The 16774-nt window shown below is 74.0% G+C and carries 14 protein-coding genes; 6 read left to right on the plus strand and 8 right to left on the minus strand.

What is annotated here, in order from left to right; all coding sequences use genetic code 11:
• Nucleotides 1-2: 2 nt before the first annotated feature.
• The 7 genes from PIR53_12370 to PIR53_12400 all read right to left on the minus strand — a co-directional run bounded on the left by PIR53_12370 (nucleotide 3) and on the right by PIR53_12400 (nucleotide 8033).
• Nucleotides 3-1334 carry an enolase C-terminal domain-like protein gene (locus PIR53_12370; GenBank protein WZH50818.1) on the minus strand — a complete coding sequence of 444 codons (1332 nt, stop codon included), beginning with the start codon at nucleotides 1332-1334 and terminating at the stop codon, nucleotides 3-5.
• The gene (locus PIR53_12375) at nucleotides 1327-2934 is read right to left on the minus strand and encodes an aldehyde dehydrogenase (NADP(+)) (GenBank protein ID WZH50819.1); all 1608 of its coding nucleotides are present in this window, start codon (nucleotides 2932-2934) and stop codon (nucleotides 1327-1329) included. The genes PIR53_12370 and PIR53_12375 overlap by 8 nt, the downstream gene beginning before the upstream one ends.
• Nucleotides 2935-2936: 2 nt before the next feature.
• Entirely contained in the window at nucleotides 2937-3848 is a 912-nt protein-coding gene (gene kdgD, locus PIR53_12380; protein WZH50820.1) for a 5-dehydro-4-deoxyglucarate dehydratase, read from the minus strand.
• A gap of 39 nt (nucleotides 3849-3887) precedes the next feature.
• On the minus strand, nucleotides 3888-5099 hold the full coding sequence (locus PIR53_12385) for a mandelate racemase/muconate lactonizing enzyme family protein (protein ID WZH50821.1): 1212 nt from the start codon (nucleotides 5097-5099) through the stop codon (nucleotides 3888-3890).
• A gap of 101 nt (nucleotides 5100-5200) precedes the next feature.
• Nucleotides 5201-6064, minus strand: coding sequence for a Cof-type HAD-IIB family hydrolase (locus tag PIR53_12390; GenBank protein WZH50822.1), 864 nt, complete (start codon nucleotides 6062-6064; stop codon nucleotides 5201-5203).
• A 41-nt stretch (nucleotides 6065-6105) separates the two neighbouring features.
• On the minus strand, nucleotides 6106-7008 hold the full coding sequence (locus PIR53_12395) for an SDR family oxidoreductase (protein WZH50823.1): 903 nt from the start codon (nucleotides 7006-7008) through the stop codon (nucleotides 6106-6108).
• Complete coding sequence (locus tag PIR53_12400) at nucleotides 7005-8033, minus strand: AraC family transcriptional regulator ligand-binding domain-containing protein (protein WZH54446.1); 1029 nt, start codon at nucleotides 8031-8033, stop codon at nucleotides 7005-7007. Before PIR53_12400 ends, PIR53_12395 begins: the two co-directional genes overlap by 4 nt.
• Nucleotides 8034-8120: 87 nt before the next feature.
• Between PIR53_12400 and PIR53_12405 the strand changes: the two genes are divergently transcribed.
• The 6 genes from PIR53_12405 (at nucleotide 8121) to PIR53_12430 (ending at nucleotide 16175) form a co-directional block, all read left to right on the plus strand.
• Nucleotides 8121-9701: an NAD(P)/FAD-dependent oxidoreductase gene (locus PIR53_12405; protein WZH50824.1), complete on the plus strand. Its 1581-nt coding sequence runs from the start codon at nucleotides 8121-8123 to the stop codon at nucleotides 9699-9701.
• Entirely contained in the window at nucleotides 9698-10717 is a 1020-nt protein-coding gene (locus tag PIR53_12410) for an alpha/beta hydrolase (GenBank protein ID WZH50825.1), read from the plus strand. Before PIR53_12405 ends, PIR53_12410 begins: the two co-directional genes overlap by 4 nt.
• Before the next feature lie 345 nt (nucleotides 10718-11062).
• Nucleotides 11063-13024, plus strand: coding sequence for a VCBS repeat-containing protein (locus tag PIR53_12415; GenBank protein WZH50826.1), 1962 nt, complete (start codon nucleotides 11063-11065; stop codon nucleotides 13022-13024).
• A gap of 36 nt (nucleotides 13025-13060) precedes the next feature.
• Nucleotides 13061-15370: an FdhF/YdeP family oxidoreductase gene (locus PIR53_12420; GenBank protein ID WZH50827.1), complete on the plus strand. Its 2310-nt coding sequence runs from the start codon at nucleotides 13061-13063 to the stop codon at nucleotides 15368-15370.
• A gap of 9 nt (nucleotides 15371-15379) precedes the next feature.
• Nucleotides 15380-15697, plus strand: coding sequence for an STAS domain-containing protein (locus PIR53_12425; GenBank protein ID WZH50828.1), 318 nt, complete (start codon nucleotides 15380-15382; stop codon nucleotides 15695-15697).
• Complete coding sequence (locus tag PIR53_12430; GenBank protein ID WZH50829.1) at nucleotides 15690-16175, plus strand: ATP-binding protein; 486 nt, start codon at nucleotides 15690-15692, stop codon at nucleotides 16173-16175. The genes PIR53_12425 and PIR53_12430 overlap by 8 nt, the downstream gene beginning before the upstream one ends.
• A gap of 311 nt (nucleotides 16176-16486) precedes the next feature.
• Here the strand turns inward: PIR53_12430 and PIR53_12435 are convergent, their stop codons facing one another.
• On the minus strand, nucleotides 16487-16774 hold the full coding sequence (locus PIR53_12435; GenBank protein WZH50830.1) for a helix-turn-helix transcriptional regulator: 288 nt from the start codon (nucleotides 16772-16774) through the stop codon (nucleotides 16487-16489).

Genomic DNA, 16774 nt, shown 5'->3' on the forward strand with positions numbered 1-16774 from the left:
CATCATCGGTCCAGCGCGGGACGCTTCGGGTCGAAGGTCCAGCCGGGCACGAGGAACTGCATGGCGGCCGTGTCGTCGCGCGCCCCGAGGCCCTCCCGGAGGTAGAGCTCGTGGGCCTCCGCCACCCGGTCCTCGTCGAGCTCGACGCCGAGGCCCGGCACGGTCGGGACGGCGATCCGGCCGCCCTCGATCCGCAGCGGGTCGCGGGTCAGCCGCTGCCCGTCCTGCCAGATCCAGTGCGTGTCGATGGCCGTCGGCTCCCCGGGCACGGCCGCGGCGACGTGGGTGAACATCGCCAGCGAGACGTCGAAGTGGTTGTTCGAGTGGGAGCCCCAGGTGAGCCCCAGCTCGTGGCACAGCTGGCCGACGCGCACGGAGCCGGCCATCGTCCAGAAGTGGGGGTCGGCGAGGGGGATGTCGACCGCGCCGGAGCGGATCGCGTGGCCCAGCTGCCGCCAGTCGGTCGCGATCATGTTCGTCGCGGTCGGCAGGCCGGTGGCGCGCTTGAACTCCGCCATGACCTCGCGGCCCGAGTAGCCGCCCTCCGCGCCGCACGGGTCCTCGGCGTAGGCCACGACGCCACGCATCGCGCGCCCGTGCCGGATCGCGTCGGCGAGGAGCCAGCCCCCGTTGGGGTCGAGCGTCACGCGGGCGTCGGGGAACGCCTGCGCCAGCGCGGTGACGACCTCCACCTCCTCCTCGCCGGGCAGCACACCGCCCTTGAGCTTGAAGTCGGCGAAGCCGTAGCGCTCCTGCGCCGCCCGGGCGAGGGCGACCACCGCGTCGGCGTCGAGGGCCACCTCGTGGCGCAGCCGCGTCCAGGCGTCCTCCCCGTCGGGCTCGGAGCGGTAGGCCAGGTCGGTGCGCCGCCGGTCGCCCACGAAGAACAGGTAGCCCAGCGCCAGCACCTCGTCGCGCTGCTGCCCGTCGCCGAGGAGCTCCGCCACGGGCACGCCGAGCGCCTGGCCGTGGAGGTCGAGGAGTGCCGACTCCAGGGCGGTGACGACGTGCACCGTCGTGCGGAGGTCGAAGGTCTGCAGCCCGCGGCCGCCCGCGTCGCGGCCGGCGAAGGCGTCGGCGACGCTGCGGAGCAGGCTGCGGAAGCGCGCGACCGGCTGGCCGACGACGAACCGGGCCGACGCCTCGAGGGTCGTGCGGATCGCCTCCCCGCCGGGCACCTCGCCGACGCCGGTGCGGCCGTCCGAGTCGGTGAGCACCACGAGGGTGCGCGTGAAGTACGGCGCGTGCGCACCCGAGAGGTTGAGCAGCATGCTGTCGTGCCCGGCGACGGGCACGACGCGCACGTCGGTGACGACGGGACCGCGCTCAGTCACGGGTCGGCTCGCCGTCGACCTGGCGCCACACGGCGAGCGGGTTGTCGTCGGCCACGACCGGCGGGAGCAGCGCGGCCGGGACGTCCTGGTAGGCCACCGGTCGCAGGAAGCGCTCGATGGCCAGCGTGCCCACCGACGTGCTGCGCCCGTCGGAGGTGGCCGGGAACGGGCCGCCGTGCACGACGGCACGCCCGACGTCGACCCCGGTCGGCCACCCGTTGAAGAGGATGCGACCGACCTTGTCCTCGAGCACGGGCAGCAGTCGCGCGGCCAGGTCGTGGTCGGTCTCCACGGCGTGGACGGTGGCGGTGAGCTGCCCCTCCAGCTCCCCGGCGATCGCGACGAGCGTGTCGGCGTCGTCCGCGACGACCACGACCGACGACGAGCCGAAGTTCTCCTGGGCCAGGGTGGGGTCGGCGGCGAAGGCCTTGGCGGGCACGGTGACGACGAGGGCCTGGCCCGCGGTCGGGGCGTCGTCCGCCGGCTCCTGGCCGCGGCCGACCACCTGCACGCCGTCCGCGCGGCCGAGACGGTCCAGCCCGGCCTCGTAGGCCGCGTGGATCCCGGGCGTCAGCATCGTCTGCGCCGGGCAGGCGGGCAGCGCCTCGGCGACCCGGCCGAGGAACGCGTCGAGCTCGGGGCCCGCCACGGCGAGCACCAGGCCCGGGCTGGTGCAGAGCTGGCCGGCGCCGGTGGTCAGGGACGCGACGTACCCCTGCGCCACGCCGGCCGCGTCGGTGGCCAGGGCGCCCGGGAGGAGGAACACGGGGTTGATGCTCGACATCTCGGCGTAGACCGGGATCGGGACCTCGCGGCGCGCGGCGGTGTCCACGAGGGCGAGGCCCGCACGGCGCGACCCCGTGAAGCCGACCGCCTTGATCGCCGGGTGGGCGGCCAGGGCGGTGCCGACGACGGGACCCTCGCCGTACACCATCGAGAAGACGCCCTCGGGCAGGCCCGCGGCGGCGACGGCCGCCGCGATCGCGCCGCCGACGAGCTCGGACGTGCCGGGGTGGGCCTCGTGCGCCTTGACGACGACCGGGCAGCCCGCGGCCAGGGCCGAGGCGGTGTCGCCGCCGGCCACGGAGAACGCGAGCGGGAAGTTGCTGGCGCCGAAGACGGCGACAGGCCCCAGCGGGACCTTGCGCTGGCGCAGGTCGGGACGCGGCAACGGTGTGCGGTCCGGGAGGGCGGGCTCGACCCGTACGCCGTGGAAGGAGCCGTCGCGCACGACGGAGGCGAAGAGGCGGAGCTGCCCCGCGGTGCGGCCGATCTCGCCGCGCACGCGGGGCTCCGGCAGGCCCGTCTCGAGCAGCACCTGCGCGACGAGGACGTCCCCGAGCGCCTCGATGCCGTCGGCGATCCCCTCGAGGAACGCTGCCCGGTCCTCCGGACCGGTCGCGCGGTAGACCGGGTGCGCCCGCGCGGCGAGCGAGGCGGCGATGTCGACCTCCGCGGCCGTGCCGAGGCCGTAGGCCGGACCGACCTCCTCGCCCGTGCGGGGGTCGACGGCACGCACGGTGCCCGCCTCCCCGCGCACGCGGCGCGCACCGAGGAACATCTCACCGGTCAGCCCGGGGGCCGCCTGCGGCGTGGTCATGCTCAGATCACCTTCTTGACGAGGTCGGTCAGCTCGGACAGCTCGGCGTCGGTCAGGTCCGTCAGCGGCGGTCGCACCGGTCCGGCCGGACGCCCGGCCGCGGTCAGGCCGGCCTTGACGATGGAGACGCCGTAGCCGGCCTGGCGGTCGCGGATCCCGATGTAGGGGACCACGAAGTCGCGCAGCCGGGCGAGGACGCCCTCACGGTCGCCGCTGCGCACCGCCCGGTAGAAGTCGGTCGCCCACGCGGGGGCGAAGTTGAAGATGGCCGACGAGTACGTCGTCACGCCGAGCTCCAGGTAGGGCAGCGCGTAGGTCTCGGCGGTCGGCAGGCCACCGATGTAGACCAGCCGGTCGCCGAGGCGCGCGTTGAGCGTGGCCAGCAGGTCGATGTCGCAGATGCCGTCCTTGAAGCCGATGAAGTTGGGGAACTCCTCCGCCAGGCGCTCGACCGTCGCCGCCGAGTAGCGGGCGTTGGCGCGGTGGTAGACCACGACGCCGATGTCCGTCGAGGCGCAGACCCGGGCCGTGTGCTCGTAGAGGCCCTGCTCCGGCAGCTCGGTGAGGTACGGCGGCAGCAGCAGCACGCCGTCGGCGCCCGCGGCGGCCGATGCCTGGGTGAGGGCGACGGCCTGCGTCGTGCCGTAGCCCGCCGCACCCATCACGGGGATGTCGGTGATCTCGTCCACGGTGGCGCGCACGACGGTGTCGACCTCCGCGTGCGTCAGCGAGAAGAACTCGCCCGTGCCGCCGGCGGCGAAGAGGCCGGCGACGTCGTAGTCGGCGAGGTGGCGCAGGTGCTCCCGGTACGACGCCTCGTCGAACCGGAGGTCGGCCGTCGTGTGGGTGACGGGGAAGGAGAGCAGGCCGGCGCCGAGCGCGGTGCGCAGCTCGTCGGGGGCGTAGCGGCTCATCGGGGTGCTCCTAGGAAGACGGTGAGGTGGGACGGGAGATCAGGGACGCTGGCCGAACTCGGCACTCGCGACGGTCCACGCGCGGGCCTGCTCGGTCAGGGTGAAACCGAGGCCGGGGCGGTCCGAGACGTACATGCGGCCGTCCCGGGTCTCCAGCTGCTCGTTGAAGAGGGGCGCGAGCCAGTCGAAGTGCTCGACCCACGGCTCGATCGGGTACGCCGCGGCGAGGTGCACGTGGATCTCCATCGCGAAGTGCGGGGCGAGGTCGAGGTGCTGGGCCTCGGCGAGCGTCATCAGCTTCAGGAACGGCGTGATCCCGCCGATCCGCGGCGCGTCGGGCTGGATGATGTCGTGGGCCCCGGCCTCGATGAGGCGGACGTGCTCGGCGACGCTGGTCAGCATCTCGCCCGTGGCGATGGGCGTGTCGAGGCTCCGGGCCAGGTTGGCGTGGCCCTCCGCGTCGTACGCGTCGAGGGGCTCCTCGATCCAGACCAGGCCGAACTCCTCGAAGAGGCGTCCCATGCGCATCGCGGTGGCGCGGTCCCACTGCTGGTTGGCGTCGACCATGAGGGGGACGTCGGGGTCGAGCGCCTCACGGACGGCGGTCACGCGCGCGACGTCGGTGCGCCAGTCGGGCTGGCCGACCTTCAGCTTGATGGCACCGATGCCGCTGGCGAGCGAGGCGCCCGCGTTCTCGATGACCTGCTCGATCGGCGTGTGGAGGAAGCCCCCCGAGGTGTTGTAGGTGCGCACCGAGTCGCGGTGGGCGCCCAGCAGCTTGGCGAGGGGCAGGCCGGCGCGCTTCGCCTTGAGGTCCCACAGCGACACGTCGATCGCCGCGATGGCCTGGGTCGCGAGGCCGCTGCGGCCGACCGAGGCGCCGGCCCACGTCAGCTTCGTCCAGATCTTGCCGATGTCGGAGGGGTCCTCGCCGATCAGCACGGGGGCGATCTCGGAGGCGTGCGCGAACTGGCCGGGGCCGCCGGCGCGCTTGGAGTAGGAGAACCCGACGCCCGTGTGGCCGCCCTCGGTGGTGATCTCGGCGACGAGGAAGACGACCTCGGTCATGGGCTTCTGGCGGCCCGTCAGCACCTTCGCGTCGCTGATCGGGGTCGCCAGCGGCAGCACCACCGAGGAGAGCGCGACGTGCGCGATGCGATCGACGGTGGCCGGCCCGGCCTGCGCGGCGATGACCGCGGCGTCAGGGGCGGCGAGCGCGCTCGTCGGCGTGGCCGTGGCGGTCGAGGTCATGCGGTCCTCCGGGGGCGTGTGGTGGGCGACACACTGACCCTAGGAAGACACCGCCATTCCCGTCCAACACTTCTCCGGCATCCTGCGATACCCCGGAGGCATCACACGCCGCGGTCGAGCAGTGCCTCCAGCACCGTGACGACGCCGGCCTCGGTGTGCGCCGGCGCGAGGTGGGCCGCGCGCTCCTTCACCGTCGGGTGGGCGCCCGCCATCGCGAACGAGGCCGCCGCCTCGTCGAGCATCTCCAGGTCGTTGAGGTAGTCGCCGAACGCCGCGGTCTGCGCCCGCGTGACGCCGAGCGCCTCCTGCAGCCGCTGCACCGCCGCACCCTTGTGGACGCCGGCGACCATCACGTCGGCCCAGCGCGTGCCCGACACGACGACCTGGTGGTCGCCGACGAACCCGGCGAGCGCGTCGGCGACGACCTGCGGGTCGTGGGCGTCGTTGATCGCGACCTTGACGATCTCGTCGTCGACCGCGCCGAGGTCGTCGACGAGCTCGCGCGCGGCGTAGTACCGGTCCACCTCCGCGAGGAACGCGGGGTCGTCACGCTCGACGTACGCCGCCCGCTTGCCGCACAGCACCACCCCGGCGTCGCGGTCGGCGACGACCTCGCGCAGCGTGGTCACGAGGTCGGCCACCACGGCGGGATCGATCGCCGTGGACGACACCTCCTCGTCGTCGCGCACGACGTAGGCACCGTTCTCGGCGATGAAGACCATGCCGTCGGCGGCGCGGTCGAACATGCGGCGCAGCGTGGCGTACTGCCGACCGCTCGCCGGCGCGAACGCCACCCCGGCCGCCGCCAGCCGGTCCAGCAGCGGCCACAGCGCGTCGGGCACCTCGCCGTCGCCGTCGAGGAGCGTGCCGTCCATGTCGACGACCGCGAGCCGCAGCCCGTCGGGCATCATGGGGAGGTCGAGCGTGCGGGCGTCGGGCTGGGTGGTCGTGTCGAGCTCGGTCACCCCCTCAGCCTCACACGGGCGCGGCGGGCGGGGCGAAACGCCTACGCCCCCCGCAGCACCGCCGCGAGGTCGAGCGGCGCGCGGTCGGTGAGGAGGCGGACGTCGTCGCTCACCGCGGCGAGCTCGCCGGAGCGGATGGCGGTGTAGGTGGAGACCCACGCGTCGTACTGCCAGTCCGGCGCCTCCCACCGTCGGCGCGACGCGTAGGCCTCCTCGTCCGTCTCGTCGTGGAACGTCGTCGGGCGGCCCGTCACCTGGGTGATGACCTCCGCCGCCTCGGTCAGCGTGATCGCGGCGGGCCCGGTCAGCTCGTAGGTGCGCCCCGCGTGCGCCACCGGGTCGAGCAGCACCTCCGTCGCGGCGCGGGCCACGTCGGCCCGGGCGACCGCAGCGACCCGCCCGTCGCCCGCCGGTCCGCGGAGCACGCCGTCGTCGCCCACGAAGAGCGGCAGCACGTCGAGGTAGAAGTTGTCGCGCAGGAAGGTCCAGGCCATCCCGCTGGCCCGCAGGTGCTCCTCGGTGGCGTGGTGGTCGCGGCCGAGCGTGAACGTGCAGTCGGGCGCGGCCGCGGCGAACGACGTGTAGACGACGTGCTGCACCCCGGCCGCGGCGGCCGCGTCGACGAACGCCCGGTGCACGGCCACGCGGTCGGCGGTCTCGCCGGCCGACACCATGAGCAGCGTCTCGACGCCCTCGAGCGCCGCGCGCGCCCCGGCCGGGTCGGCGTAGTCGCAGGCCAGCGGCACGGCGCCGGGCAGGTTCGGCACGCGGCTGGGGGTCCGCGCCAGCAGCCGCTGCGGTACGCCGCGGCCCGCCAGGTCGCGGGCGACGAGGCTGCCGACGGCGCCGGTCGCCCCGGTGACGCCGATGCTGGGCAGGACGGTGGGGTCGGGCCGGGGGTCGGGCCGGGGGTCGGGCGCGGGGTCGGGCGCAGAGGTGCTCACCCGCCCAGCCTCCCCGATGACGCACGCGCACGCACGGTCCGCGGCGCGGCGTCCCACCACCGTCGGGCGGCGCGGGACAGCGCGGACTGCTCCGCGAAGCCGACCATGGCCGACACCTGGGCCAGGGGCAGGTCGGTGCCGGTGAGGAGACGCTGGGCCTCGCCGCGCCGTACCTCGTCCACCAGCGCCCCGAACGTCGTGCCCTCCGCCTCGAGCCGCCGCTGCAGCGTGCGGTGGTGGACGGCGAGCAGCCGAGCGACGGCGGCGATCTCGACGCTGCCCGTGCCGAGCGACTCGCGCACGGCCGCGCGCACCCGGGCGCTCGTGCCCCCACCGCTCCCCGGCAGCGGCGCCTGCGCGGCGAGGTGGGCGAGCGCGAGACGCCGCAGCGTCGCGTTCACCCCCGCGAGCCGGTGCCCCGCGAGGGCCTGCGGGATCCGCAGCACGGCCGCCGTCCCGGGCGCCTCGAAGGTGACGGGGGCGCCGTAGGCCGCCTCGTACGCCGCGGGCTCGGCCGCCGGCCGGTAGGGCAGCTCCACGCCGAGCAGTCCGTAGGGCCCGCCGTGCAGGTAGGTGATGACGCCGTGGGCGAAGGCCAGGCCCATGTCGGTGCCCTGCACGAGGCCCTCGCCGGCGGGCCCGTAGTGCAGTCCCGCGACGCCCCGCTCCCCCTGCGGGTCGTCGCCGAGGCGCACGCTGAGGGAGCCGTTGTGCACGAAGAGGTAGCGCGACGTGCAGTCGAGCGCGTCGCCGAGCGTCGGCGAGTGCTGGATCGCGACGGCCAGCGAGCCCAGCGTCGTGATGTCCTGGCGGCCGGCGATGCGGAGGCCGAGGTCGGCCCGCCCCAGGTCGTGCGCGGCGAGCTCGAGCAGCTGGGCGGCCGCCTCGTCCCGCACGAGCACGTCGTCGGCCAGCAGGGCGTCGGGGCGCAGGCCGACGGCGCGGGCGTACGCCGCGGGGTCGCCGCCGTGGACGGTCACCTCGTCGGCGAACCCGCGCAGGGCGGCCGAGCGGATGTAGCCCATCGTCACCTCCGAGGAGTGTCGCGTCAGGACAAGATCATGTCGCACCAGGGCAAGTTTCGGACCGCCCCGGGGAGCACCATCGACACCATGAGCACTCCCACCGACCGCTCCACCGGTCCGACCCCCGAGCACGTCGACGTCGTCGTGGTCGGCGCCGGGCTCTCCGGCATCGGCGCGGCGTACCGCCTGCAGACCGAGCGACCGGGCACGAGCTACGTCGTGCTCGAGGCCCGCGAGGCGATGGGCGGCACGTGGGACCTGTTCCGCTACCCGGGCGTGCGCTCCGACTCGGACATGTACACGCTCGGCTACTCCTTCAAGCCCTGGCGCGACGGCCGCTCGCTCGCCGACGGGCCGTCGATCCTGCGCTACATCGAGGAGACGGCCAGCGAGTTCGGCATCGACGAGCACATCCGCTACTCCTCCCGCGTCGTCGCCGCCGACTTCGACACCGCGACGTGCCGCTGGACGGTCGAGGTCGAGGACCCCCGCACCGGCGAGCGCCGCTCGCTGACCTGCGGCTTCCTCTACTCGTGCGCCGGCTACTACGACTACGACGAGCCCCACCACCCCGACCTGCCGGGCCTCGAGAAGTTCGCCGGCCAGGTCGTCCACCCGCAGTTCTGGCCCGAGGACCTGTCCTACGCGGGCCAGCGCGTCGTCGTCATCGGCTCCGGCGCCACCGCGGTCACCCTCGTGCCGGCGATGCTCGCCGACGAGAGCGGGAACGGCGGCAGCGGCCCCGCCGGCCACGTGACGATGCTGCAGCGCACCCCGACCTGGATCAGCGCCGTGCCCCGCGTCGACCGCAACGCCGAGCGGCTCAAGCGCGTCCTCCCCCCGGCCGCCGCGCACCACGCGATCCGCGCGAAGAACATCGCGTTCTCCACGGCCTTCTACCAGTTCTGCCGCCGCCGCCCGCAGCAGGCGCGGAAGCTGCTCACCGGGCTGACGACGAAGTTCCTCGGCGACCCGCAGCTCGTCGCCGACCACTTCACGCCGACCTACGACCCGTGGGACCAGCGCCTGTGCGCCGTCCCCGGCGGCGACCTGTTCAAGGTCATCAAGAGCGGCGCGGCCGAGGTCGTCACGGACCGGATCGCCTCGTTCGTGCCCGAGGGCATCCGGCTCGAGTCCGGCCGCGTGCTGGAGGCCGACGTCGTCGTCACCGCCACCGGCCTGCGCCTGCGGGCCTTCGGCGGTATCTCCCCGAGCGTCGACGGGGTCGAGGTGACGCTCCCCGAGCAGCACACCTGGAACGGCGCCATGGTCACGGGCATCCCCTCCTTCGCGGTCTGCATCGGCTACACCAACGCCTCCTGGACGCTGCGCGCCGACCTCACCCACCGCCTCGTGTGCAAGGTGCTGGCCTGGACCGAGGAGCAGGGGTACGCCGCGGCCGTCCCCACCCCGGACGGCGACCTCGGCTCGCGTCCGCTGCTCGACCTGGCCGCGGGCTACGTGCAGCGCTCCATCGACGCCTTCCCGCGCCAGGGCGACAAGGCGCCGTGGCGCGTGCGCCAGAACTACGTGCTCGACGCGGCGACGACGCTGCGCAGCGACCTGGGTCGCACGCTCACGGGTCTGCGACCGCGACCGAGGGCCGTGCCCGCTGCGACCGACACCGCTGCGACCGACACCGCCGAGCCCGGGCTGGTCGACGCGTGAGCGCCCCCGTGGAGGCGACCGTGGGCGACTGGCGTCCCGACATCCTCGGCGAGGGCTTCGAGCAGGCCCGGATCGAGCTCGGACCGGACCCCGACGGCGAGGGCGGCGACGTGCACGCGGTGCTCGTGCGCCGCGTCGTCCGCCCCGAGGAGACCGTCGTCGGCGCCGTGCTGTTCGTCCACGGCTTCTCCGACTACTTCTTCCAGACCGACCTCGCCCACCACTGCGCCGCCCGCGGGCTGGCCTTCCACGCGCTCGACCTGCGCAAGTGCGGACGGGCCCGCGAGCCGCACCAGACGGCGCACTACGCGGGCGACCTGGCGCTCTACGACACCGAGCTCGAGACCGCCCTCGCCACGATCGCCGCCGACCACCCCGACGCGCCGGTGGTCGTGATGGGCCACTCGACCGGCGGGCTCGTGCTGCCGCTGTGGCTCGACCGCCGTCGCCGCGAGGACCGCGTCGCGCCCGTGGTGGGCCAGGTGCTCAACAGCCCCTGGTTCGACCTGCAGGGCAAGCCCGTCATGCGGGGACCCGTCACCCAGGCGCTGCGGGCCGTCTCCCGCGTCCAGCCCCTGCGCCGCCTCGACCTGCCCGTGTCGACGGTCTACGGCGACGCGCTCCACGTCAGCGGGCGCGGCGAGTGGGACTACGACCTCGCCCTGCGTCCCCTCGCGGGCTTCCCCGTCACCGTGGGCTGGCTCAACGCCGTACGCCGCGGTCACGCCGCCCTGCACCGCGGACTCGACGTCGGGGTGCCCTCGCTGGTGCTCCGGTCCGACCGCACCAGCTTCTCGCGCCGCGTCACGGAGGTGACGGACCGCTCCGACAACATCCTCGACGTGCGCCAGATCGCCCGCTGGTCGGGCTGCCTCGGCGGCGAGACCCACGTCGTGCCCGTCGCCGGCGCCCGGCACGACGTGTTCCTCTCGCTCGCCGAGCCCCGCGCCGCGGCGTACGCGGCCCTCGACCGCTGGCTCGACGCGCACCTCCCGGCCGACCTGCCCACCTCCTGACCGGGGGCCGCGCCCGGCCGGGGTCGCGCCCGGGCCGGGGTCGCGCCCGCGGAAAGAAAACGCGGACCAGGAAAGAAAACGCGGACCGGTCGGTGCCCGGCCCTCGACGGGCGAAGGAGAACGCGGACGGCGAGGTCCGACACTCCGAGGCCAGGGGCCTTCCGGTCCGCGTTTTCTTTTCGAGCGACGACCCCGCCGCGCACTTTCCTCGGCCCGGTCGGGTCCGTCCGCGTTTTCTTCTCCCACGACCCCCGGCCCGAGCCCCCGGCCCGAGCCCCTCGCCCGCGCGGGGGTGACCTGGCGGAAACCGTCGCCACGGGGCACGGGGAGGCCTACCCTCCGACCATGCCCTCCCTCCCGTTCCACCGGCGTGCACGGCGTGGTGGCGCCGCCGTCCTGCTCGTGCTCGCCCTGACGGTGCTGCTCGGCGCCCAGGGCTCCCCCGTCGCGGCCCAGTCCACCGACGCCGCTGCCATCGACAGCTCCGCCGCTGCCACCGCTGCCGCCGCTGCTCCGACCGGTCGCGTCTTCTGGGTCGCCACCAACGGCAACGACGCCAACCCCGGCACGTCGGCGGCGCCGTGGAAGGACCTCCGTGCGTCGATGCAGAAGCTGCGGGCGGGCGACACGCTGTTCGTGAAGGGCGGGCGCTACGCGTCGCCGAACAGCTACGTGATCCGGCCCAACGGGCTCGCGGCGGGCACGCCGGACAAGCGGATCACCGTCCAGGCCGCCAACGACCAGGTCTTCCTCGACGAGCCGCTGGCCATCGACAACGCGCAGTACTGGACGTTCGACGGCTTCAACATCTCCGGCAACGGCGCGCGCTACCGCGACACGACGGAGCCCCCGGGCTACCTGGTGCAGTTCGTGGGCGGCACGGGCTGGATCCTGCGCAACTCGAAGATCTGCTGCTTCGGCACCTACGGCATGGTCCAGGTGTGGGGCCAGCCGAAGGACTGGACGATCAGCCACAACACGATCTGGTCCAACCCCGGTCGCGGCGCGGCGGCGGACACCGACCACCTGATCTACGTGCACCCGAACACGGGCTCCGGCCCGGGCTACATCGAGCGCAACGTGCTGGCCGGCTCCTCCAACGGCTCCAACATCAAGCTGGGCGCCTCGTCGCAGACGACGGCGAACGCGGGCACGTCGGGCATCACGATCCGGCGCAACACCTTCCTCGGCGCGTGGACCAACGTGCGTCTGGCCTTCGAGACCGCCGGGTCGCTCATCGAGGACAACATCATGCTCGGCGCCACCCGCGACTGGCCGGACGGCCCGGCGTCGGTGCAGCCGTACTGCCTCGACGGGCGCGGCAACGCCACCCGCACGGACCTCTGGTACGGCCCGCCGACGCGGCGCCACACGGACCCGATCCGCGGCACGTACTGCCGCTACTCCGGCCAGTGGACCGACCAGGGCGGCCACGTGAAGCGCGACCCGCGCCTGCCGGTGTCGACCACCGCGGTCTACAACCAGCGCTCGCTCTCCTCCCTCGACCAGTCGCAGTTCCTGCCGCGGGACGTGCCGGCCCGGTCCTACGGGCGGTTCAGCCAGTTCGACCAGGCGCTCACGGGCGACTGGGACGGCGACGGCGTCGACACGCCCGCCGGGGTGCTGGGCAACCGGGTGCACCTGACCAACGAGGCGTCCGACGCGGGCTCCGTGGAGTACGTGGCCCCCGGTTCCGGCGAGTCCGAGCGCATCATCACGCTCGGCAAGGTCGGCTGGCGGTTCGTCGCGGGCGACTGGGACGGGGACGGCACCGACGAGCTCGGCGTCTTCGACCCCGCCACGGCGACGTTCCACCTGCGCACGCAGGAGGGTCGCATCGGGTCGTTCTCGTTCGGCTCCCGCAGCCGCAGCTACGAGCCGATCGCCGGCGACTGGAACGGCGACGGCAAGGACGAGGTCGGCCTCCTCGACACCAAGACCAAGGTCTTCGCGATCCGCACGAGCACCACGACGGCGACGAGCTTCCAGTTCGGGGCGGTCTCCGCGGCGTACCAGGTCACCACGGGCGACTGGGACGGCGACGGCAAGGACGAGATCGGCATGTGGCGGGTCGCGAACCGCACGTTCGCGCTGCGGCACTGCGTGACCGCCACCTGCGAGCAGGCGCCGACGGGCATCGTGATGGGCACGCAGGCGCTCGCGCCGTACTACCAGCCCATCGGCGGCACCTGGGAGCGCGGCCAGCGCACCGACACCATCGGTGTCGTGCTCTGGACGCAGTGGCTCCGCGCCCGGCAGAACGCGAACCCGACGACCTTCTACCCGACCCGCAACTACGAGGGCTGAGCGCGCGCCCGCCACCGGAGGTGGATGATGGCGGACATGGGACGAGAGGACGCGACCCCCGCCGTCGCCAACATCGACGAGACCGCGCTGACGGTCGGCACGCCGAAGCAGCGTGCCGTCGGGGTGCCGGCCGTGACGCACGCGCTGCAGATCGCGGTGGAGCAGATGGGTCCCGTGCGCACGGGCGAGACGCTGCGGCTCGTCAACCAGAAGCACGGCTTCGACTGCCCGGGCTGCGCGTGGCCGGAGGGCGACCACCGGAGCGCGGCCGAGTTCTGCGAGAACGGCGCGAAGGCCGTCGCCGAGGAGGCGACGCGACGCCGGGTGCCGCCGGAGTTCTTCGCGGCGCACCCGGTGTCGGAGCTGGAGACGTGGGACGACTACGCGCTCGGCCAGCAGGGGCGGCTCACCCACCCGATGCTGCTCGAGGAGGGGGCCACGCACTACCGGCCGGTGTCGTGGGAGGAGGCGTACGCCGTGGTGGCCGACGAGGTCGCCGCGCTCGACTCCCCCGACGAGCTGGTCTTCTACACGTCGGGCCGCACCTCCAACGAGGCCGCCTTCCTCTGGCAGCTGCTCGCCCGCGGGCTCGGCACCAACAACCTCCCCGACTGCTCGAACATGTGCCACGAGTCGTCCGGCTCCGCCCTCACCGAGACCATCGGCATCGGCAAGGGCTCGGTGTCGCTCCACGACGTCGAGACCGCCGAGCTCGTCATCGTCGCCGGGCAGAACCCCGGCACCAACCACCCCCGCATGCTGTCGGCGCTGGAGAAGACGAAGCGCAACGGCGGCACGGTCGTGGCGGTCAACCCGCTGCACGAGGCGGGCCTGCTGCGGTTCGACAACCCGCAGAAGGCGCGCGGCGTCGTAGGTCGCGGGACGCCGATCGCCGACGTGTTCCTGCAGGTCAGGCTCGGCGGCGACCAGGCCCTCTTCCAGGCCCTCGGCGCGCTCCTCCTGGCCGCCGAGGAGACCGCCCCCGGCACCGTCCTCGACCACGCGTTCGTCGAGGAGCGCACGCGGGGCTTCGCGGAGTACGCCGCGCACCTCGCCGCGCTCGACTGGGACGACGTCGCGACCGCCACCGGCCTGGAGCGGGAGCAGATCGAGGAGGTCGCCGGGCTGCTGCTCGGCTCGGGCTCCACCATCGTCTGCTGGGCGATGGGACTGACCCAGCACAAGCACTCCGTCGCCACGCTCCGCGACGTCGTCAACCTGCTGCTCCTCCAGGGCAACATCGGACGGCCCGGCGCGGGCGTCTGCCCGGTGCGCGGCCACTCCAATGTGCAGGGCGACCGCACGATGGGGATCTTCGAGCAGATGCCGGCGTGGTTCCACGACCACCTCGACGCCGAGTTCGGGTTCACCTCGCCGCGCGAGCACGGCTGGGACACGGTCGCGGCGATCGAGGCCATGGCCGCAGGGAAGGCGAAGGTCTTCCTCGGCATGGGGGGCAACTTCGCCCGCGCCACCCCCGACAGCCACGTCACCGAGGCGGCCCTGCGCTCGCTGGACCTGACCGTGCAGGTGTCGACCAAGCTCAACCGCTCCCACGTCGTGCACGGGCGGCGCGCCCTCATCCTGCCGACGCTCGGGCGCACCGAGGCCGACGTGCAGGCCGGGGGTCCGCAGCGCGTCACCGTCGAGGACTCGATGAGCGCCGTCCACGCCTCCCAGGGGCGGCTGGCCCCGGCCAGCGACGAGCTGCGCAGCGAGGTGGCGATCATCTCCGAGCTCGCCGAACGGCTCCTCGACGGCCGGGACAACGCCCCGCAGGCCGACTGGCGCGCGTTCCGCGACGACTACGCGACGATCCGGGCGTCGATCTCCCGTGTCGTACCGGGGTTCGAGGACTTCGAGGCCAAGATCGACGTGCCCGGCGGGTTCGTGCTGCCGCACCGGCCGCGCGACGAGCGGGGCTTCACGACGCCGTCCGGCAAGGCGGAGTTCACGGTGAACGAGCTGGAGTACCCGCACGTGCCCGCGGGCCGCCTGCTGCTGCAGACGCTGCGGTCGCACGACCAGTACAACACCACGATCTACGGGAAGGACGACCGCTACCGGGGCATCCACGGCGGGCGCCGGGTCGTGCTCGTGCACGCCGACGACCTCGCCGAGCAGGGGCTCGCCGACGGCGACCTGGTCGACCTCGTGTCGGAGTGGAGCGACGGCGAGCGCCGCGCCGAGGCCTTCCGCTGCGTGGCCTACAGCACACCGCGGGGGTGCGCCGCGGCGTACTACCCCGAGACCAACGTGCTCGTGCCGCTCGGTTCCTACGCCGACACGTCCCGCACGCCGACGTCGAAGTCCGTCGTCGTGCGCCTCGAGCCCCGCGACCGCTAGGTTTCTCCTATGGAGGAGCCCCCCTTCGCGTCCGTGGTGGACCCCGCCACGCGCACGGTGACCGTGACCGGCGGCGTCTGGGGGTTCCGCGACGTCGAGGAGCTCGACCGCGCGATCACGACGGCCTCCGCGGGCCTCACGCAGTCGATCACCCTCGACCTCACCCGCGCCGAGTTCCTGCCGAGCCTCGGGATCGGCACGCTGCTGTCGCTGCGCCGCCGCATGCGGCTGCACGGCGCCGACCTCACCGTCGTCGCCGCACCGGGCACGGTCGCGCACCGCGTCCTGATGATCACGGGCGTCGAGGTGGTGGAGAGCGATGGCTGACGTCGTGGCCTTCGAGACGGAGGTGCCGTTCACGGACCGCGGGGCCCACCTGGCCCGACGGCTCCTGCGGCACCACCTCGCGACGGCGGGCACGGCCCAGGTCGTGACGGAGAACGCGCTCCTCGTGCTGCACGAGCTGGTCGCCAACAGCCTCGACCACGGCTTCCCCTGCCCCAACGAGACGCTGCACCTCGCGTGGGAGGCGTCCCCCGAGTCCGTCGTGCTGCGGGTCACCGACCACGGCCCCCACCCCCGGTGCGAGCGCTGCCACCCCCGTCGCGCGCCGCGCGCCGGGCTCGCCCCGGTGACGGGGGACGGCGCGACGCTGCAGGTCCAGCAGCCCGAGCTCGACTCACCGCGCGGCCGCGGGCTGCTCATCGTCGACGGGCTCTCCGACCGGTGGGAGGTCACGACCCACGCCGGCGCGACGACCGTCGAGGTGCACCTGACGACCGCCGCCGACCCGCAGGCGGGCTGAGGCTCCATCCCCACCCAGGACGTCATGCGAACCGCAGGCCCCGGGCACCGCACCGCATGACGTCCCGGGGTACGGCGCGGGGCTCGCCAGCGGCGTACCGCGCCCGCGCAGGGGGCGCGGTACGCGTGCGCCGGGGTCGCGGCGAGCGCTCGTCGGGTCCACGAAATGTGCACCTGAGACAGGACAGACGCGATCCGGGCGCCACCAACCGCACACTTCCGACCCCTCCTCGCCACCCCGCCGGACGTCATGCGAACCGGCCCCGGGCGGCGCACCGCATGACGTCCTGGGTACGGCGCGGGGAAGGGCCGCTACCGCGCCGCCGGCACCTGCCCGGCGACGTTCGCCGCGAGGCCGCTCTGCCAGGCCCAGGCCACGACCTCGACGCGGTTGCTGGCGCCGAGCTTCCGGGCGACACGTCCGACGTGGAACTTCGCCGTGGTGGCCGAGATGAACAGCGCAGCGGCGATCTCACCGTTCGTGAGCCCGTGGGCCACGAGACCGGCGACCTCGCGCTCCCGCTCGGTCAGCATGGCGTCCTCGCCGAGCAGGCGCCCGCGGACGGGCACCGGCCCCACGGGCACGCGGACCGCCGTCAC

The sequence above is a fragment of the Nocardioides alkalitolerans genome, assembly GCA_038184435.1.
GTDB lineage: Bacteria > Actinomycetota > Actinomycetes > Propionibacteriales > Nocardioidaceae > Nocardioides > Nocardioides alkalitolerans_A.